Consider the following 18,557-nt stretch of genomic DNA (forward strand, 5'->3'; position numbering starts at 1 on the left):
GTCGCGCACAGGGTGCGCTCCCACAAAGAGCCGACCGGCAAGGTTGATCCTCAACCCACGAACCTGCGTCCCCCTTGTAGGAGCGCACTTGTGCGCGACCGCAGCGTCGCGGTGCATCGCTCCGGTTGGTCGCGCACAAGTGCGCTCCTACAAAAGACCGGCCGGCCCCGCAACGCCGGGCGTTGGGCTCTTGATCAGGCTCTTGCCCCCGGGGTCCCCGTATGACGCGGCGGGCGGGTGGAGGAAAGCCCGAAGGGTGGCCGCATGGATGCGGCCAGTTTTTCGACAGGACACGGATGTCCTGTCGAAAAACCCCGCAACCCGCCCGCGCACCTGGAGGGCGCAGCCCGGAAGGCGCGTCATCCGGCGGGCCCTTCTCTTTGGTTACTTTCTCTTGGGCAAGCAAGAGAAAGTGACCCGGCCTCCGGCAGGAGGTCGGAAGCCCGCGGCAGGCGAGCCAGGTCACCGTATCGCGACAGCTAAACACCGAGGCTCTGGATAACCAGCTCCGCTGTTGAAAAGCGCCTCCGGCCTACGCCGCAATGACGATCAAATGCCGGCGTGCCTCCGCATGACGGTCCAGAACCCGAAGTCACCCGGAAACCGAAGCAGAAAACCAACCACCCCCTCCACCCCCTATAATCCCCCGCTCAGTTCACCCCGCGCGGCCCCGCCGCGCCAGCGGAAGCCCCAGATAATGAGCGATATCCTGCATAAGCTGCCCGAGTTTCTCGGCAACCACCTCGCGCTCGCCGCGCTGTTCCTGGTCCTGCTGCTCGGGCTGGTCGGCACGCAGCTGATGATGTTGCTGCGCAAGTACAAGGAGCTGACGCCCGCCGGCCTCACCCTGCTGATCAACCGCGAAGGTCCGCTGCTGATCGATCTTTCCGCCTATGCCGATTACGAGAAGGCCCATGTGCCCGGCTCGCGCCATGTCGCCATGAGCCAGTTCGACCCCGAGCACAAAGACATCGCCAAGGCCAAGGACGTGCCGGTGGTGCTGATCGACAAGGACGGCCGCGGCGCCAGCGACAAAGCCGCGCAGCGCCTGGTCAAGGCCGGTTTCAGCAAGGTCTACACCCTCAACGGCGGCGTGATCGGCTGGCAGCAGGCGCAGTTGCCGGTGGCCAAGGGCAAGAATCCGGGTTGATCGCTGTTTGGCGGGCGAGCGCGCAACGCTCTCGCCCGCTATAGCCCGACAATGCCGGCGCGACTGCCCAGGATCTGCGCCAGCACATCGGGCGCGTAGTCGAACGAGTCGTAGTACAGCCGGTCTTCCGGCAGCCCTGCAGCGATGAAGAGCTTGCGGCCCGCATCGATCATCGCGGGCGGGCCGCTCATGTAGACGTCGTAAGCGGCAAGATCCGGGTGATCCTGCAGCACGGCCTCGTGCACGAAACCCATGCGCATGCCGCTGGCCCGTGCCTGTTCCGCATCCGAAATCACGGCCTGGAACGACAAGTCGTGCGCAAGCGCCGCCCAGCGTTCGGCCTGTTCGCGCATGTAGATATCGGCCGCCTGCCTGGCACCCCAATACACCCGCATCGGACGACGCGTGCCCAGCGCCATGAAGTGCTCGACGATGGCCTTCAGCGGCGCAAAGCCCGTGCCTCCAGCCATCAGGATCATCGGACGCTCCGAATCCTCGCGCGGCACAAAGGTGCCCAGCGGGCCTTCGATGCGCATGGCGTCGCCCAACTTGAGCGTGTCGTACACCCACGAAGTGAAACCGCCGCCGGCCACGTGGCGCACGTGCAGTTCGATGGTGCCGTCGGCTTGCGGATGGTTGGCGATGGAGAACGGGCGACGACGCCCATCCTCAAGCAGCACGTCCAGATATTGGCCGGGCAGCCAGTTGAGCCGCGCTTCCGCCACTACCGGTTGCAGATGCAGGCCGATCACATCGGGCGCCAGCATCCATTTGCGCGACACCACCACGTCGACTTGCCGCTTGGCGATGTCCTCCACCGAGGTGACTTCGCGCGCTTCGATCAGCAGATCGCCGCGCGGCACCGCCTGGCAAAGCAAAATCGCATGCTGTGCCGGCGAGGTGCCGGCCAGTGCCACCGGCGGATTGCGCGGATACTCGCAATACCCCGCCAGCAGCGTGGCCTTGCAGCTGCCGCACACGCCGGCGCGGCACGAATACGGCAAGGCGATGCCGGCCCGCTGCGCGGCTTCCAGCACGGTTTCGCCGGGCGCGACGGGGAAATGGCGGCCGGTGGATTGGATCGTAACGATAGGCACGGGCACATTGTCGCGGCGTAAGCGTCAGTCGACAATGAGGGCCTTAGGGTCCAATCACAAGCTTCACGCGGAGAAAACAGCCATGGCCATCTGGAAACAGGACACCTCGCTCGAGCGCATCAATGGCTGGAGCACCAACACCATGATGGAAACGCTGGGCATCCGCATCACCGAAATCGGCGACGACTGGCTGCGCGGCACCATGCCGGTGGACCATCGCACGCACCAGCCGTATGGCCTGCTGCATGGCGGGGCATCCGTGGTGCTGGCCGAGACGCTGGGCAGCTCGGCCGCCATGCTCGCGCTCGATCCCTCGGAAGTAGCGGTGGGCCTGGACATCAACGCCAACCATATCCGCGGCGTGCGCAGCGGCACCGTCACCGGCACCGCGCGCATGGTGCATATCGGCCGCACCACGCAGGTGTGGGAAATCCGCATCGAGACGGAAGCCGGCGAACTGGTGTGCATCTCGCGCATCACCATGGCGGTGATTCCGGCACGCGTCGTGGCACCGCGTTGAGCATCGACGCTCCCTACGCCACGCTCGATCCCGATCGCGTACTCGATGCCGTCACCGCGTGCGGCCTGTGGCCGGACGGCCGCCTGCTGGCGCTCAACAGCTATGAAAATCGCGTGTGGCAGGTGGGTATCGAGGACGCCTCGCCGGTCATCGCCAAGTTTTATCGACCGCATCGCTGGAGCGACGCGGCGATCCTTGAGGAACACGCGTTCGCCAGGGAGTTGGTCGACGCCGAAATTCCGGTCGTGGCGCCGCTGGTGTTCGGTGGACGCACGCTGCTGCATCACGATGGCTTCCGCTACGCACTCACGCCGCGTCGAGGCGGCCGCGCGCCCTCGCTGGAATCGACCGAACAGCTGGAATGGCTGGGTCGGCTGATTGCGCGCATTCATGGCGTGGGCGCGCGTGCAGCGTTCGAACACCGCGGCCGTCTGGACCGCGCCACGCTGATCGCGCACCCGATGCAGGCCGTGCTGGCCTCGTCGCTGTTGCCGCCGTCGCTGCACGCTGCCTATCGCGCCGCCGCCGAACGCGTGGATCACGCCGTGGCCAGTCGCTATGACGCCGTCGGCCCGGTGCGCTCGCTGCGGCTGCACGGCGACTGCCATCCCGGCAATGTGCTGTGGACCGATGGCGGCCCGCACTTCGTCGATCTCGATGACGCGCGCATGGGCCCTGCCGTGCAGGACCTGTGGATGCTCGCCAACGACGAGAAGTCTATGAGCGCGCTGCTCGATGGCTATCAGCAGATGCGCGACTTCGACTTCAGCGAGCTCGCCCTGGTGCCGGCGCTGCGCGCCATGCGCCAGCTGCACTACGCCGGCTGGATTGCGGCGCGCTGGCACGATCCGGCCTTCCCCGCCGCCTTCCCGTTCGCCGCCGAAGCGCGATGGTGGGAGCAGCACATCGCCGACCTGCACGAGTTGTCCGAGGAGCTGTTGTAGGAGCGCACTTGTGCGCGACCCGGGCGGAGCGATGCCTGTGCGAGGGGACGGTCGCGCACAAGTGCGCTCCTACAAGGGTTCGCGATGTGTGCGCGGCGAGGTGTCGGCGATGCGTGCGGCAAGCGGCGGGATGAACACCACCCGACAAATTGCCAATCCACACCACCGACAGCCCCAGCACGATCCGCTAAGCTCGCCACTTTCGACCCAGGGCTTCGCACGTGCGCAATTTTCTGTTCCGACTGATCGGCATCCTTGAAGTGGCGGGTGGCTTTTTCGGCATGGTGAGCATGCTGCGACGGCTGTTGCCGTTCGGCTCGCACGACTCCATCGTGGCGGTGATCGGCCTGGCGTTCTATGCGTTCGTGCTGGTGGCTGGCGTGCTTTTGCTTGAGAACAGCGAGCGCGGCGTGACCTTCTCGAGCTGGGCCCAGGTGCTGCAGCTGCCCCTGATCGCCACGCCGATTTTCAGCTACGGCTTCCATTGCGGCGCCTTCGTGAACGTCTACGCCAGCCTGCATATCCCGGTGCAGCTGTGGCTGGACTGGCATGTCGGCAGCGAAGGCTTCGTGCTGGCCGTGGCCGGGCCGTCGGTATCGCGGCTGGGGCTGAACCTGCTGGCGCTGCTGTCCTGGCTGGCGCTGCGCCTGCGCTAAGCGACCACCTCGCTTTTTTGTGGGAGCGCACCCTGTGCGCGACTCCCACGGAGCGTCGCTGAGGGTGCGCCAGTCGCGCACAGGGTGCGTTCCCACAAGCAAATCGCCGGGTTCCAGGCCCTCACCGGTTATCATGGGCGGATGAATAGCCCTGCCCCCCTCCCCGTCATCCGCCTCAAGACCGACCGCACGCCCGGCCATCCCTGGGTATGGTCCGCCCAGGTCCACAAGCCGGAAACCCGCGTACCGCCTGGCAGCGTGGTCGATGTGGAGGACGCCAAGGGACGCTTCGTGGGCCGCGGCTTCTGGAACGGCCATGCGCGCATCGCGCTGCGCCTGCTGAGCAGCGATCCCACCGAGACCATTGACGCCGACTGGATCACCGGCCGCATCGACCGCGCCGTGGCGCTGCGCCAGGAACTGCTTCAGCTGGACCGCATCAGCGATGCGTGGCGCGTGGTGCACAGCGAAGGCGACGGGCTATCGGGCCTGGTGGTGGATCGCTACGCCGACATCCTGGTGATCGAATACTTCGCCGCCGGCATGTGGCGTTTCCGCGAGGCCATCCAGGCCGCCTTGCTGCGCCACTTTCCCGGCGCACGCCTGTACTGGTTTGCGGAAAGCCATGTGCAGAAGCAGGAATCCTTCGATTGCCGCTCCGCCGATGCGCCCGAGCCGGTGGAAGTGCATGAGCACGGCCTGCGTTTCCATGCTGCGCCCGGCTATGGCCACAAGACCGGTTTCTTCGCCGACCAGCGCGAGAACCGCCACCATTTCGCGCGCCTGGCCAAGGGCCGCAAGGTGCTCGATCTGTGCTGCAACGCTGGCGGCTTCGCCGTGCACGCGCTGGCGGCCGGCGCGCAGTCGGCCACGGGCGTGGACATGGACGCGGGCATCCTCGAAATCGCCCGCGCCAATGCCGCTGCCAACGATGTGCCCGCCGTATTCGAACAGGCCGACATCTTCGACTGGCTGCGCGCGGCCGTCGCACGCGGCGAGCAATACGACGCGGTGATCCTCGACCCGGCCAAGCTCACGCGCGACCGCAACAAGGTGATGGACGCGCTGAAGAAATACTTCGCGATGAATCGCCTGGCGCTGGATGTGATCCCGCCCGGCGGCCTGCTGCTTACCTGCTCGTGCACTGGCCTGGTCAGCGAGGCGGACTTCCTGGAAATGCTGCGCCGCGTGGCGCTCAACGCCGGCCGCGAGATCCAGGTGTTGCATACGGCAGGCGCCGGCGCGGACCATCCGTTCAACAGCAGTGTGCCGGAAGGCCGCTACTTGAAGGCGGTGTTCTGCCGCGTCATGTGATCGGTCCCCGCTTCTGAGACGCCAGTGCGTACACTGGCGGCCGTATGCCGTTGGGAACTGCCATGTCCGTAACCGAAATCGTGTTGATCGTCCTCGTCATCGCCGTGCTCGCCATGCAGGTGATGAACCTGTTGCGCGGACGCGATGATGGCGGCCTTGCTGCGCGCCTGGATGCCTTGAAGGACGACAACCGCCACCTGCGCGAAGCGCTGGCGCAGGAGCAGCGCGCCGACCGCGGGGAGATGACCCAGTCGCTGGGACAGTTCCGCTCGCTGGTGCAGGAACAGCTGGGCGGCATGAGCACCCAGCAGCACGAGCGCATCGGCCATTTCGGCCAGCGCCTGGACGTGCTCACCGAACGCACCGATGCCGGCCTGCAGACGCTGGCGCAGCGCCTCACCGAAGACGCGCGCCGCAGCCGCGAAGAACTCACGCTCACCCTCAATCGTTTCGGCGAACAACAGCAGCAGCGCCTGGCCGCGCTCACCGCCGACAACGAGAAGCGCCTCAACGAAGTACGCGCCACGCTGGAAACCAAGCTCAAGGAGATCCAGGACGACAACGCGGCCCGGCTCGAGCAAATGCGCGCCACGGTCGACGAGAAGTTGCAGAACACCCTGGAAACGCGCCTGGGCCAGTCGTTTGCGCTGGTCTCCGAACGGCTCGAACAAGTGCAGCGCGGTCTCGGCGAAATGCAGAACCTCGCCATCGGCGTGGGCGATCTCAAGCGCGTGCTCACCAATGTGAAAACGCGCGGCATCCTTGGCGAAGTGCAGTTGGGTGCGCTGCTGGAGCAATTGCTCACCAACGATCAGTACGACTCCAACGTGGTGACGGTTCCCGGCAGCAACGACCGCGTGGAATTTGCCGTGCGCATGCCGGGCGCCGGCGAGCACGCCCAGCTCTATCTGCCGATCGACGCGAAATTCCCGGTGGAGGATTACCAGCGCCTGCTCGACGCGCAGGAAGCGGCCGATGCCGATGCTGCTGCGCTGGCCGGCCGTGCGCTGGAAGTGCGCGTGCGCGAGGAAGCCAAACGCATCCGCAGCAAGTACGTAGCGCCGCCGCACACCACCGACTTTGCGGTGTTGTTCCTGCCCACTGAAGGCCTGTATGCCGAAGTGATCCGCCGGCCGGGCCTGTTCGAATCGCTACAGCGCGATTTCCACGTCACCATCGCCGGCCCCACCACGCTCACCGCCTTGCTCAACAGCCTGCAGATGGGCTTCCGCACGCTGGCCATCGCCCAGCGCAGCAGCGAGGTGTGGACCTTGCTCGGTGCGGTGAAGACGGAATTCGGCAAGTTCGGCGCGGTGCTGGAAAAGACCCGCAAGAAACTCAACGAAGCCACCAACGTGATCGATCAGGCCAGCGTCCGCACGCGGGCCATCGAGCGCAAGCTGCGCGGCGTGGAAACCCTGTCCGGCGAGGACGCCCAGCAGGTGCTGATCGACGCCCCGGCGCTCGATGAGATCAGCGACGACGACACCGAGGTTTGATCGTGCGCTGCGCCCTCAGGCCGATGCGCTGACCAGGGCACCGCTGCTGCTGCCGCCCTCACTCTGCAGGGCGGCGGACAAGGCGTTGACGGCGGCTTCCAGCTGACCATTGGTCGTCGCGACCTCCGATTGCAAGGCGGAAGCGATCGCCATGTTCGCCGGATCCGCTGCCTTCTTGCCTGAGGTGGCCGCATGCAAAGCCTGCTCCTCCCGGGCCAGCTGTTTTTGCAGCTGCGCGATTTCCTTCTGCAAGGCCTGCACCGTGGCGCTGGCCGCGCTGCTGCTGCCGGAGCTGCTCGACGACGACGAAGCGCCCCCAGCGCCACCAGCCACACCGGCGCCCTTCGCCACCGAGGCCTTGCCGCCCTGTGCCGATGATGTCGCCGCAGTCGACGACGAGCTGGTGGACGCCGATGCCGCCGACGCCGAAGCGCCGGCGATGGTCACCGGGATGGCGGAGGTGTCCAGGTGAATGCCGATGCTCATGGAAGGTCCTGGGGGAGGGTCGCCCACGAAATCGGTCGGCCGCGAAAAACCTTGAGGCCTCGCACCGGCACCATGGGATTAACCCCATTCGACTCGGCGCGACGTTCCAACCTAAGCATCGGCCATCGATGCCTGCCGGAGTCGTTGCATGAACAGCTTGCGCTTGTGGGTACTGGGCCTGGCCGCCGCGGCGGCCAGCACGCAGGCCGCCGCGGTCGGCCGGCTGGTGGACCTGGCTGTGTACGACCGCACCTCGCAACAGGAGTTGACGGTCTATCAACACGATGGCCGCTACTACGTCGCCGGGCAGCCGGGTCACCGCTACCAGATCCATCTGCGCAGCCAGAACGGCAGCCGCGTACTGGGCGTGCTTTCGGTCGACGGCGTCAACGTGCTGTCCGGCGACACGGCCGACTGGTCGCAAACGGGTTATGTGCTGCAGCCGTATGTGTCCACCGACATTCCGGGCTGGCGCAAAAGCCTCACTGAGGTGGCGGATTTCGTGTTTGCGGATGCCTCGCACAGCTACGCCGCACGCACCGGCCGCCCCGACAACGTGGGCGTGATCGGCATGGCGGTGTTCCTGCCGCGACACATGATCCGCCCGCTGCCGATGCCCGGCCCGATCTCCAGGATCTCCAGTTCGGGCGATGAACGCCTGCAGCCATCACCGCCTGCCCCCGCCGCGCCCGTGGCCGAATCCGCAGCGCGCGGCGCAGTGGCCAAGACCCAGGACAGCGGTCCGATCGGCACCGGCCACGGCGAGCGCGAAACCTCGGTGGTGAGCTACACCGATTTCGAACGCGCCTCCTCTACTCCGAATGAGACGATCACGCTGTACTACGACACGCGCGAACGCCTGATCGCCCAGGGCGTGATCCCCGGCGACGACCGTCCGCCGCCCGCTCGCCCCGACCCGTTCCCCGGACATTTCGTGCCCGATCCGCGTTGACATCGCAGCAACCTGCGTTCAACTCGCGGCAAGCCGAAACGTGACACCATCCAAGGGTTCGTGCGCCCTAGTGGATTGATCACGTCATGCTGGATGCCCTGCACACCATCGTCCGCGAAGTCGAGCAGGACCGTTCCCTGGAGCGGCCCGAACAACTGCGCGAGCGTGTGCTGGCGATGGATCGCCTGGAAGACGTGCTGCTGCACGAACCACAGGCCTGCACGCCCGCAGCCATGGCGGTGATGAACGCCGTGCGTCGACGCGCGCGCGAGCGCCTGGCCGCCCTCAGCGACGTGCAACAGCGCCTGTGCGAAGGCATCCGCCACGCCATCACGCAAGGCGCCGGCGCGCACGCCCTGCGTGGCTGGCTGCACCACGACGACCTGCGCGAACCCTGGGGTTACGACCATCTCGACGCCTTGATCGGCGAAGTCTTGTCGCTGGACGAGCCTGACTCTGTCGCTGCGCTCGAAGCCGACATGGTGTTCTACCAGCCAACGCCGGTGCGCCACGTGCTGGACCTGATCCACCGAGCGCATCTGGGTCACGATGACCTGCTGGTCGATCTCGGCTCAGGCATGGGGCATGTGCCCTTGCTGGTATCGATCTGCACGCCAGCGCGGGCTTGCGGCATCGAGCGTGAGCCCGCCTACGTGGCCAGCGCCCAGCGCGCGGCACAAGCGCTGGGGATCGATCGCGCCAGCTTCATGGCGCAGGATGCCCGCGATGCCGATGTCTCGCGGGGCACGGTGTTTTATCTCTATACGCCGTTCACCGGCGACATCTTGCGGCAGATGCTCGACCGGCTGCATGACGAAGCGCGTCGTCGAACGATCCGACTCGCCACGCTCGGCCCTTGCACGCCGGCCATCGCGAGCGAGCCGTGGTTGCGCGCGGCCAGCGAACCGGATACTGGCCGCGTGACACTATTTCGCTCGGTGACCTGAGACCTCAGGCGCCATCCAGCCGGGTGGCCAGCTGCACTTGAGCATTGCCGGTGGAGAGTGCGCCATCGGGTACGGCATCCGGCGACTGGCTGGCAAGCGCGTTGCTGATCCATGGCGGGGTCTGTCGCGGCCCGGGAATATAGGCGTCCCAATGGCCGTAGCCGCGCTTCACGACGGGCGCCCCGCCGCCCTGAAGATAGAAGTTCACCGGTACGCGAACGACCCAATAGGGATCATCCTTTGCGGCCCCCTTGCTAGGCGGGTTGTAAGTCCAGCGACGCACCGCACTGATCGACGCGTCGGCCAACGCTTTGCGGAACCTGTCCATCTCCACTGGCGTGGCGTATTGCTCGAGGTTCACCTGTTCGGCAATGACATCTTCCACTGTCCCGTCACGACCAACGCGCACAAGCAAATACACGGTGCCGGTGACTCGCGCATGGATGGCGAGCATCGGATAAGTGGGCGCGGGCCGAGTCTTGTAGCTCACCGTATCGCCATCGGCATGCCCCTGGCCAAACGTGGCGCCCACGAGAGTCACTTTGAAATTGCCGTCACCGACAGGCTTGGCCACGATGCGTATGCTCATCGAGCTTTTCACCACGTCCTTGGTGGGTGCGGAGAGCTTGAACTCCCACTGCGCGATGCCTTGAGCAATGACATCCACCACCACCGGTGGAAGTTTCTCCGGCTGATCCAGGGTGTAGCCGTGCAGGGTGCCATCCGGATTCACTTCCACCGATCCGGTGACCAACATGGAGGCCTCCGCCGACTTGCGTACGCTTTGGGCTGCCGCGGCCACCGCCGCTGTCGATACGAAACAGCCAAGCAGTACAAACGTCCAGGCCAGATACCAGCGCTTCATAAACCACTCCTTAGTTCATGCGAGAGGCTAGTCTAGCGGCGCAGCGGCGGCAGCATAAGGGTGGTCACCTGACCGGGCTACGCCTCGCCGGGGACGCAAGTGATTGATCCTGCTAAGCGTCCGCCACCCATGCGGGCCAGTGCTTGACGCTGGCGTTACACTGGCACGTCTGTAAGCCGTACCCGAAGGAACCCGCATGAGCGAGCGTCAAGAACCGACCGAAGTCACCCGCGAACAGGCCGAAGAAGCGGTCCGCGTCCTGCTGCGCTGGTCGGGCGAAGATCCCGGCCGCGAAGGTCTGCTCGATACGCCCAAGCGCGTGGTGAAGGCATACAAGGATTGGTTCTCCGGTTATGCCACTGACCCGGGCGACTATCTGCGCCGCACCTTCGAGGAAGTGGCCGGCTACGACGAAATGGTCGTGCTGCGCGACATCGAATTCGAAAGCCATTGCGAGCACCACATGGCACCGATCATCGGCCGCGCGCACGTAGGCTACCTGCCGACCAATCGCGTGGTGGGCATCAGCAAGCTGGCACGCGTGGTGGACGCTTATGCGCGCCGCTTCCAGGTGCAGGAAAAGCTCACCGCGCAGATCGCCCAGTGCATCCAGGAAAACCTGCACCCGGCCGGCGTGGCCGTGGTGATCGACGCCAGCCACGAATGCATGACCACCCGCGGCGTGCACAAGCGCGGCGTCTCCATGGTCACCAGCCAGATGCTGGGCGCCTTCCGCGACGATGCACGCACGCGCTCGGAATTCCTGCAGTTCATCGGTATCCATGGCGCGGGCCGCTGAGCACGCGCCACCGATGGCATTGATCGATAGCACGGACGCCGACGAGCGTCTACAGGACGTATTGCGCGAAGGCATCACCGCCGAGGACATCCCGGCGGTGTTTCCCCTGCTGCGCGGACGCTCGCTGCTGCGCGCGTTCAACGCGCTGTTCCACGGCAGCGAGGCGCAGGTGCTGCTGCGCCTGCTGGTGCTGCGCACGTTGGGCGCACGCGCCCACGCGCCGGAGTGGACGCCGGCGGAAATCCGCGAGCAGCTGGCCTTTGTCGAGCCGGTGAAGCTGGAAACCGTGGTGCAGCGCCTGAAGGAACACGAGCTGCTCACCTGGGACAACGAAACGCTGCGTTATCGCGTGAGCCCCCTGGGCCGCAAGGCGCTGGCCGCGGTCGCCACGCTGCTGGAATTCGAGCACGACGACGACGATGGCCTGGGCTACATCACCGCCCAGCTCGCCGCCGGCCAGGCCGTGGGCCGGGTGTCCGGCGATGAACTGACGCACCTGCTGTCGCGCCTGTCCGAATTGAAGGACGACTTCGACCGCGCCGTGCTGTCCGGCTCCGAACATCGCATCCGTCGCGCCGCACAGCGGCTCGATTCGGTATGGACGTGGGTGGAGAAGGGCACGGAAGTCGTCAGCGCCATCGCTGACAACGAAGATCTCGACTCGGCCACGCATCGCCTCGCCCAGGCGGTGGGTCGTGCGCAAAGTGCGCTGCTGCGACAGGCCGGCATCTTCCAGCGCGAGCTCAACAAGATCGACCAGCATCGCGTGCATCTGGGGCGTACTGGCCTTTCCTCGTCTGACCTGGTGGCGTGGTTGCGTTCGCTCACCCCAGATGCGCTGGCCCAGCATGCCGACCAGGCTGCGCAGCTGCCGGTGCAGCCGCCCTTCCTGCAGGACCAGATCGCGCTGGACGTGGCCGAATTCGAATTGCTCGAACGCGAACGCGCCGCCGCCGAAAGCAGCGCGCTGCCGAACGCGGAAAGCACCCCGACCACGCACGACCTGCCGATCGACGAGGAAGACCTCTCGCCGTTGCTCGAGTGGCATGGCCAGCTGGCGGCATTGACCACTCCCCTGGAACTCAGCGACGCCTTGCGCGGCGACGACTACGCCTTGAGCGCGTACCGCCTCTCGCTGCTCGGCCTGGTGGGCGACCCGGAATCCTCCGCGCTGCAGGGCGCAACGGCGGATCTCGCGCGCCTGCCGCTGAAACTGGAAATCGAACCGCGCCTGATCGACCCGGGCCTGGCGACGATCGCGCTGGTCAGCGCGGGTCGCCTGCATCCAAGCAAGGACAACAAACATGCATGACGAAACCGCTGCGCTGGTCGCGCGATTGCTATCCCAGCGCTGGCTGCCGCGCGACGACACGCAGGCACGCAAGGCGTTGCTCGACGAGGCGTTCCGCGAAGAACTCGATCGCCGCCTGGCTGCCGTCGGCCTCGAACTGCGCGAACACCCCTACTCCGCCTATATCGGCGTGGCCGTGGCGCGCGCCAATGAGAAGCACGTGTTCGGCGGCAGCGACAGCTGGATCTCCAACACCTTGCAGCTCGACCGCGACGCCATCGCGCTGCTGGTGGTGCTGTGGGCGCTGATCGTGCTGCCCAAGCGCCAGCGCCAGCTCGAACGTCAACAGGCCGAGGCCGATGCTTCGCAAAAGCAGATGTTCGCCGAAGCCAAGCCGATTTCGCGCGATGCGGCGCTATCGCCCATCGTGGCCGAGCGCACGCTGCTCGCCGATTTCGGTGAGAAGCTCGGCGGCAAGACGCGCGTGAATTTCAACCTCGGCCTGCTTTCGCGCCACGGCTTCATCGCGCGGCGCAAGGGCGAGCTGGCCGAAGGACCGTTGCTGGATCTGGTGTTCGATTACGAACGCACCGCGCGACGCATCCTCGATGGCGCGCTGAGCGACCTGCTGGCAGGCCTCACGCCGCGCGACGACATCGGCAGCGACGATGAACCGCTCTACGACGATGCCGACGACGACGTAAATGAAATCAGTGAAGACAGCGAAGTGATCCACGATGTTTGATTTCCGCAGCCTCGAGGTCATCCACTGGGACTACTGGCAGCGCTTCAGCCTGCCGCTGGATACCAATATCGTCACCGTGGTGGGCCCGAACGGTTCGGGCAAGACCACCCTGCTCGACGCGCTGCGCACCCTGCTCACCATCGACTGCGCCGGCAACCGCGACTACAAGAGCTATCTGCGCCACAACGGCAAACCGTTCGCCTGGCTGCGTGCGCGCGTGGGCAATGTGCCCGGACCGCGCGGCGAGCGTCCGTTCTTCCCGATCATGGACAGCGAAGTGACGCTGGCGGTGCGCATCCAGAAGAAGGGCGGCGAGTGGCAGCGCCAGTACGCCGTGATGGGCGGCGATGTCAGCGTCGACGAGATCGAAGCACGCAACGACTTCCTCGGCTTGCGCGACTACCGCGTGCGGCTGGAAGGCGCCGGCTTGTCGCAGGCAATCCGCCGCGTGCTCACGCTGGAACAAGGCGCCACCGACAAGCTGTGCCAGCTGCCGCCGAAGGCCCTGCTGGACCTGGTGTTCGACGTGTTCGGCGACAAGACCGTGCTGGATGACTATCAGCGCGCCCGCAACGAACAAGCCGAAGCCGATCGCGAGCTGCACGGCCTGGAACATCAGCTCTCCCTGATCGGCGTGAGCCTGCAGGAGGCCGAGGGCCGCGTGCGCTCATGGCAGGAGTGGGATGCGCTCAAACATGAGCACACCGACCTGGTCGCCGAAACGCTCCCGCGCACCGAACTGGCCGAACTGCACGCGGCCATCCGTGGTGCGCGTCCCCAGTTGCTCGGCCTCAAGCGCAAGTGTCGCGATCTGTCCGCGCGCGACGTGGAGCTGCAGCGGGGCCTGCAAGCGCTGGACGTCAAGGAAGAATCGCTGCGAGGCGAACAGCACGCAGCCGACCAGGTCCGCCAGCAGGCCAAGCAGCAGCTCGACGAAGCGCGCCGCGCCGAAACAGAGAACGCCACCTTGCTCAAGCAGGAGCAGCATCTGCGCAAACTGGTCGCCGAACAGGACGGCGCCGATCACGAGCAGCAAGGCAAGCAGCTTGTCGAAGCACGCAGCCAGCTTGGTCGCCTGCAGAATGACGAAGCACGACTGCGCGAGCAGTTGTCGACACTGACCGCGCAACTCGGCGCCTGGCGTCGCGGCCAGCGCTACACGCCGGAGTTCGAGCAATCGTTCCGACGCGCCCTGGACGAGGCCAGCATCGGCCACAGCATGCTCAGCGAGATCGTCGAGATCACCGAGCCGCGCTGGCAGGCAGCAGTGGAAGCGGTGCTCGCCGGCTATCGCCATGTGGTGCTGCTCGATCACCCGCGTGACCGCGAAGCAGCGTGGCGCCTGGGCGAGCAACACCGCTACAAGCATTTCGTGGTGGCCGAACGCTCGCCCAGCATCGCGGCCACGCGTGGCTCGCTGCTGGAAGTGGTCGACTTCACCGCAGCGGCGCCGGAATGGCTGCTGCGCCAGCTCGACCGCATCCGCCGCGTGGAAGACGTGGCCGACGGCGCCAAGCTCGGCAAGGAGCAGGACTGGATCACGCCGCAGGGTTATTTCCGCGAGCGCCGCGGCGGACGTCACCTCGGTGTCGACGATGTGTACTTCGGCAGTGCCGCGCGCGAACGCCAGCTGCGCGAGGGCGAAGAGCGACTGCAGCAGATCGAGAAACAGCTGCGCGCCATCGGCGACAAGCGCAAGACCTGGCAGGAACAGGCCAGCGACGCCGAAAGCCTGCTGCGCGGCGCCAACGCCAGCAACCAGCTCGCCGACCGCGCCGATGAATTTGCCGTGGCGCACGAAGCGCTGTCTTCGCTGCAGGACGACGTGCAGCGCTGCGCCGACAGCTACGCCGCTGCCGAGGCGCATTACGAAGGCGTGCGCGAGCAGCGCCAGCAGAACTCCCGCCAGCGCGACAACGAAGCGCGCGAGCACAAACAGGCGCAGCAGCAGCTGGCCGACAGCGCGCGCCAGTTTGCGCAATACCGTCACGAGCAGGTCGATCGCCTGAAGGCTTTCCGCCACAAGCGCAGCCACGTGCGCCCGTCGCATCGTTCGCGCCGCGCCATGCTGGAACTGCGCGAACGCTATGAGTCGCCCGCTGCCGTACGTCGCGAGATCGACCGCATCGAGCGTCGCCTCAACGAAGGGCACTGGGAAACCGACGACGGCGTGCTGCCGCTGCGCGACAAATACGCCAACGACCACGAAGGCCTGCGCGAGGATCTGCAGCGCCGTCGCGTGCATCTGGAACGTGCCGGCCGCATCACGACGGAAGCGCGCGCCGCGTATCTCAACGTGCTGCGCAATACGGTCAAGCGTTATGCGCGCAACCTGAAAGTGCTGGCGGATCTGGCCGGCATCGGCGTGGAAACGGACCTGCCTGAATTGGTGAATGAAGACCTCGCCCTGGCCCAGGCCGGCCTCAACGTGCGCTTCGAGTTCGACAAGAAGGGCTGGATCGGCATGGACGACGGCGAGGCCTCGGGCGGCCAGCAGGTGATGAAGTCACTCTTGCTGCTGGTGGCGTTGATGCGCGACGAGGATCGCCCCGGCGGCTTCGTCTTCATCGACGAGCCGTTCGCGCACCTGGACATCTTCAACATCGACAAGGTGGGTGCCTTCCTCAAGTCCACGCGCGCCCAGTACATCCTCACCACGCCGGCCACGCACAACATCAACGTGTTCCAGCCCAGCGACCTCACCCTGGTCACCAGCAAGCGCCGCCCCGGCGCCACCTGGGCGCAGCCGCTGGCCGTGCTGCGCCGCCGGACCGAAGCCGCATGATGCGGCGGCCTGCCCGCGCTGCAATGCTGGCAGGCCTGCTGCTGGGGCCGGTGATCGCGTGGGCGCAGTCCACGCCGGCCGAATACCTGCGGGAGTTCGACACCGATGGCGATGGGCGGGTGAGCGAGGCGGAGTACGTGGCGCATCTGAGCCAGGGCTTCTACCGGCTCGATACCAATGGTGACGGCGTGCTCCAAACCGATGAGTTGCCCGGCGGCCACGGCAAACCCATCACGCTCAAGCAGTTCCAGGACAACCTGCGCCGTCAGTTCCACAAGCTGGACCGCAATCACGACGGCTATCTCGACGCGCGCGAGCTGACGCAGCCACCGCAGGGTTGAATCGCCCTCACCCCTCTGTTGTTGTGGGAGCGCACCCTGTGCGCGACTGGCCTCACCGGTCGGCTTCGTAGCGACTGTCGCGCACAGGGTGCGCTCCCACAACAGAAGGCGTTGCGCCCTCCTACTGCACTGCACACACAGCGTCATCTGGAATCGGCTATCGTGCGCGTCTCACCGCCAGCCGCCCCCATGGACCAGACCGCCGACCCCGAGCTCCATCCGCGCCGCCGCGCCGCGCTGGCGTTCATTTTCGTCACCGTGGTGCTGGACATGTTGGCGTTCGGCATCGTCATCCCGGTGCTGCCGCATTTGATCGAGCAGCTCGCCGGTGGCGGCATCGCGAATGCGGCCTGGTGGGTCGGCGTGTTCAGCACGGTGTTTGCGATCGTGCAGTTCGCGTTCTCGCCGGTGCAGGGCGCGTTGTCCGATCGCTTTGGGCGCCGGCCGGTGATCCTGATCTCCAATGCGGGCCTGGCCATCGACTTCTTCGTGCTCGCGATGGCCCCCACGCTATGGCTGTTGTTCGTGGCGCGCGTGGTGCTGGGCATGACGGCCGCGAGCTTCACCACGGCCAATGCGTATATCGCCGATATCAYGCCCAAGGAAAAACGCGCGGCGGCCTACGGCATCCTCGGCAGCGCGTTCGGGCTGGGTTTCATCATCGGGCCGGGGCTGGGCGGTTTCCTCGGTGATATCCACCTGCGCCTGCCGTTCTGGGTGGCCGGTAGCCTGGCCGCCTGCAATTTCCTCTACGGCTTTTTCGTGCTGCCCGAATCGCTGCCCAAGGAACGCCGCACGCCGCGCTTCGAAATGCACAGCGCGCACCCGCTCGGCTCGCTGAAACTGCTCGCGCGCTATCCGCTGGTGATGCGCCTGGCCGTGGTGATGTTCCTGGTGTATCTGGCGCATTACGTGCTGCAGACCACCTTCGTGCTGTACGCCGATTATCGCTACCACTGGGGTCCGCAGGCGGTGGGTTATGTGCTGATGCTTGTCGGCGCCTGCGATGGCTTCGTACAGGCCGTGCTGACCCGACGTCTGGCCCCGCGTTTCGGCGAACGCCGGCTGATGCTGGGCGGCATGCTGTGCGGCATCGGCTCGTTCCTGGTGATGGGCCTGGCCGACACCGGTTTTGCCTTCCTGATGGGTATTCCGCTGATGGCGCTGTGGGGCCTCTCGCAGCCGCCGATCCAGTCGCTGATGACGCACGAAGTGGATGCGGCCGAACAAGGTCGCCTGCAGGGCGCCATCAGCAGCCTGGCGAGTTTTGCGGGCATCTTTGGCCCGTTCCTGTTCGCCCAGGTGTTTTCGTTCTCGATTTCGCCGTCGTCGCCGTATCACCTGCCTGGCCTGGCCTTCGTGCTGTCGGCCGTATTGCTGGCCATCGGCACCGTGATCGCGCTGCGCGCGACGCGGCATACGCAGGACCTCGCCAAGGGCGAGGAACCCGTGCCTCATACCATCCCGGGCGAACCGTCCTCGGTGATCCCTTTGCAAGCCACCATCACTCCCCTAGAACCACCGGAGCATTCCCCATGACTTTGTCGATGTACCAGGCTTCCGTTCCTGTTTTCCTGCGCGCCCTGAGCAATCTGCAGCACGTGCTGCGCAAGGGCGAGGCGCACGCGCAGGCGCGCAAGTTCGAGCCCTCCCTGCTGCTGCAGGCCCGCCTCACCGCCGACATGCTGCCGCTGACCAGCCAGGTGCAGATCGCCACCGACATGGCCAAGAACGCCTGCGCGCGACTGGCCGGCGTGGATCCGCTGAAGTTCGAGGACAACGAAACCACCTTCGCCGAACTGCATGCACGCATCGAGCGCGCTATCGACTACATCAAGAGCTTCAAGGCCGACCAGATCGACGGCAGCGAAACGCGCGCGATCACGCTCAAGATGCGTTCGGGCGAGCAGCACTTCGAAGGCGAAGGCTATCTGCTGCACTTTGTGATCCCGAACGTGTTCTTCCACTGCACCACTGCCTACGCGATTCTTCGCGAGGCGGGTGCCGAGCTGGGCAAGATGGATTTCATCGGCAAGCCGTAAGCCGGGCTGCAAGACCGGGGCGGCGCAGGGCTTTGCGAACCTGCGCCGCCCTTTTTTTTGGCCAGCAGCCGCAACATCCCGGACGCCTGGGGAATGGGTCTGGCGGACCGGGGCGGCACTTGAT

Annotated in this window: 18 protein-coding genes; 15 read left to right on the forward strand and 3 right to left on the reverse strand. The window is 66.0% G+C overall.

The window, feature by feature from the left end; translation table 11 throughout:
• Positions 1-697 precede the first annotated feature (697 nt).
• On the forward strand, positions 698-1,150 hold the full coding sequence (locus AC1DMG_RS11340) for a rhodanese-like domain-containing protein (protein WP_441605489.1): 453 nt from the start codon (positions 698-700) through the stop codon (positions 1,148-1,150).
• Between the two features lie 38 nt (positions 1,151-1,188).
• Here AC1DMG_RS11340 and AC1DMG_RS11345 read toward each other — a convergent pair whose 3' ends face one another.
• Positions 1,189-2,247, reverse strand: coding sequence for a 2Fe-2S iron-sulfur cluster-binding protein (locus tag AC1DMG_RS11345; protein WP_441605490.1), 1,059 nt, complete (start codon positions 2,245-2,247; stop codon positions 1,189-1,191).
• An 82-nt stretch (positions 2,248-2,329) separates the two neighbouring features.
• Here AC1DMG_RS11345 and AC1DMG_RS11350 point away from each other — a divergent pair, with 82 nt between their 5' ends.
• From AC1DMG_RS11350 to AC1DMG_RS11370, 5 genes are all read left to right on the forward strand, one after another.
• Positions 2,330-2,767 (forward strand): hotdog fold thioesterase, encoded by a 438-nt coding sequence (locus AC1DMG_RS11350; RefSeq protein WP_441605491.1) that lies wholly within the window; start codon positions 2,330-2,332, stop codon positions 2,765-2,767.
• Positions 2,764-3,711, forward strand: a complete 948-nt coding sequence (locus tag AC1DMG_RS11355; RefSeq protein WP_441605492.1) for a serine/threonine protein kinase — start codon at positions 2,764-2,766, stop codon at positions 3,709-3,711. Before AC1DMG_RS11350 ends, AC1DMG_RS11355 begins: the two co-directional genes overlap by 4 nt.
• Before the next feature lie 221 nt (positions 3,712-3,932).
• Entirely contained in the window at positions 3,933-4,367 is a 435-nt protein-coding gene (locus AC1DMG_RS11360; protein ID WP_441605493.1) for a hypothetical protein, read from the forward strand.
• A gap of 141 nt (positions 4,368-4,508) precedes the next feature.
• Entirely contained in the window at positions 4,509-5,681 is a 1,173-nt protein-coding gene (locus AC1DMG_RS11365) for a class I SAM-dependent rRNA methyltransferase (RefSeq protein WP_441605494.1), read from the forward strand.
• 62 nt (positions 5,682-5,743) lie between these two features.
• On the forward strand, positions 5,744-7,180 hold the full coding sequence (locus AC1DMG_RS11370) for a DNA recombination protein RmuC (RefSeq protein ID WP_441605495.1): 1,437 nt from the start codon (positions 5,744-5,746) through the stop codon (positions 7,178-7,180).
• Between the two features lie 15 nt (positions 7,181-7,195).
• On the opposite strand, the gene AC1DMG_RS11375 is transcribed toward AC1DMG_RS11370, so the two are convergent.
• On the reverse strand, positions 7,196-7,666 hold the full coding sequence (locus AC1DMG_RS11375) for a hypothetical protein (protein WP_441605496.1): 471 nt from the start codon (positions 7,664-7,666) through the stop codon (positions 7,196-7,198).
• 148 nt (positions 7,667-7,814) lie between these two features.
• Here AC1DMG_RS11375 and AC1DMG_RS11380 point away from each other — a divergent pair, with 148 nt between their 5' ends.
• Both AC1DMG_RS11380 and AC1DMG_RS11385 read left to right on the forward strand, forming a co-directional pair.
• On the forward strand, positions 7,815-8,618 hold the full coding sequence (locus AC1DMG_RS11380) for a hypothetical protein (RefSeq protein WP_441605497.1): 804 nt from the start codon (positions 7,815-7,817) through the stop codon (positions 8,616-8,618).
• Positions 8,619-8,704: 86 nt separating this feature from the next.
• Positions 8,705-9,565: a hypothetical protein gene (locus tag AC1DMG_RS11385; RefSeq protein ID WP_441605498.1), complete on the forward strand. Its 861-nt coding sequence runs from the start codon at positions 8,705-8,707 to the stop codon at positions 9,563-9,565.
• Between the two features lie 4 nt (positions 9,566-9,569).
• Here the strand turns inward: AC1DMG_RS11385 and AC1DMG_RS11390 are convergent, their stop codons facing one another.
• Positions 9,570-10,430, reverse strand: a complete 861-nt coding sequence (locus AC1DMG_RS11390) for an energy transducer TonB (protein WP_441605499.1) — start codon at positions 10,428-10,430, stop codon at positions 9,570-9,572.
• Positions 10,431-10,626: 196 nt separating this feature from the next.
• Between AC1DMG_RS11390 and folE the strand changes: the two genes are divergently transcribed.
• From folE to AC1DMG_RS11425, 7 genes are all read left to right on the forward strand, one after another.
• Positions 10,627-11,229, forward strand: coding sequence for a GTP cyclohydrolase I FolE (gene folE, locus AC1DMG_RS11395; protein ID WP_121883715.1), 603 nt, complete (start codon positions 10,627-10,629; stop codon positions 11,227-11,229).
• Between the two features lie 13 nt (positions 11,230-11,242).
• On the forward strand, positions 11,243-12,541 hold the full coding sequence (locus AC1DMG_RS11400) for a hypothetical protein (protein WP_441605500.1): 1,299 nt from the start codon (positions 11,243-11,245) through the stop codon (positions 12,539-12,541).
• Positions 12,534-13,265, forward strand: a complete 732-nt coding sequence (locus tag AC1DMG_RS11405) for a hypothetical protein (RefSeq protein WP_441605501.1) — start codon at positions 12,534-12,536, stop codon at positions 13,263-13,265. Before AC1DMG_RS11400 ends, AC1DMG_RS11405 begins: the two co-directional genes overlap by 8 nt.
• Entirely contained in the window at positions 13,258-16,050 is a 2,793-nt protein-coding gene (locus tag AC1DMG_RS11410) for an AAA family ATPase (RefSeq protein ID WP_441605502.1), read from the forward strand. Before AC1DMG_RS11405 ends, AC1DMG_RS11410 begins: the two co-directional genes overlap by 8 nt.
• A complete protein-coding gene (locus AC1DMG_RS11415) occupies positions 16,050-16,391 on the forward strand; it encodes an EF-hand domain-containing protein (RefSeq protein ID WP_441605554.1) in 342 nt (113 codons plus the stop codon). The genes AC1DMG_RS11410 and AC1DMG_RS11415 overlap by 1 nt, the downstream gene beginning before the upstream one ends.
• Positions 16,392-16,553: 162 nt before the next feature.
• A complete protein-coding gene (locus AC1DMG_RS11420) occupies positions 16,554-17,930 on the forward strand; it encodes a TCR/Tet family MFS transporter (RefSeq protein ID WP_477180532.1) in 1,377 nt (458 codons plus the stop codon).
• On the forward strand, positions 17,927-18,433 hold the full coding sequence (locus tag AC1DMG_RS11425; protein ID WP_441605504.1) for a DUF1993 domain-containing protein: 507 nt from the start codon (positions 17,927-17,929) through the stop codon (positions 18,431-18,433). Before AC1DMG_RS11420 ends, AC1DMG_RS11425 begins: the two co-directional genes overlap by 4 nt.
• Positions 18,434-18,557 lie beyond the last annotated feature (124 nt).

Source organism: Dyella sp. 01N36 (assembly GCF_056399745.1).

Coding starts and splice junctions, on each gene's coding strand:
- AC1DMG_RS11415 (WP_441605554.1), top strand. CDS start 16,050: ATGCGGCGGCCTGCCCGCGCTGCAATGCTGGCAGGCCTGCTGCTGGGG.
- AC1DMG_RS11365 (WP_441605494.1), top strand. CDS start 4,509: ATGAATAGCCCTGCCCCCCTCCCCGTCATCCGCCTCAAGACCGACCGC.
- folE (WP_121883715.1), top strand. CDS start 10,627: ATGAGCGAGCGTCAAGAACCGACCGAAGTCACCCGCGAACAGGCCGAA.
- AC1DMG_RS11340 (WP_441605489.1), top strand. CDS start 698: ATGAGCGATATCCTGCATAAGCTGCCCGAGTTTCTCGGCAACCACCTC.
- AC1DMG_RS11370 (WP_441605495.1), top strand. CDS start 5,744: ATGTCCGTAACCGAAATCGTGTTGATCGTCCTCGTCATCGCCGTGCTC.
- AC1DMG_RS11350 (WP_441605491.1), top strand. CDS start 2,330: ATGGCCATCTGGAAACAGGACACCTCGCTCGAGCGCATCAATGGCTGG.
- AC1DMG_RS11410 (WP_441605502.1), top strand. CDS start 13,258: ATGTTTGATTTCCGCAGCCTCGAGGTCATCCACTGGGACTACTGGCAG.
- AC1DMG_RS11385 (WP_441605498.1), top strand. CDS start 8,705: ATGCTGGATGCCCTGCACACCATCGTCCGCGAAGTCGAGCAGGACCGT.
- AC1DMG_RS11400 (WP_441605500.1), top strand. CDS start 11,243: ATGGCATTGATCGATAGCACGGACGCCGACGAGCGTCTACAGGACGTA.
- AC1DMG_RS11405 (WP_441605501.1), top strand. CDS start 12,534: ATGCATGACGAAACCGCTGCGCTGGTCGCGCGATTGCTATCCCAGCGC.
- AC1DMG_RS11390 (WP_441605499.1), bottom strand. CDS start 10,430: ATGAAGCGCTGGTATCTGGCCTGGACGTTTGTACTGCTTGGCTGTTTC.
- AC1DMG_RS11425 (WP_441605504.1), top strand. CDS start 17,927: ATGACTTTGTCGATGTACCAGGCTTCCGTTCCTGTTTTCCTGCGCGCC.
- AC1DMG_RS11380 (WP_441605497.1), top strand. CDS start 7,815: ATGAACAGCTTGCGCTTGTGGGTACTGGGCCTGGCCGCCGCGGCGGCC.
- AC1DMG_RS11375 (WP_441605496.1), bottom strand. CDS start 7,666: ATGAGCATCGGCATTCACCTGGACACCTCCGCCATCCCGGTGACCATC.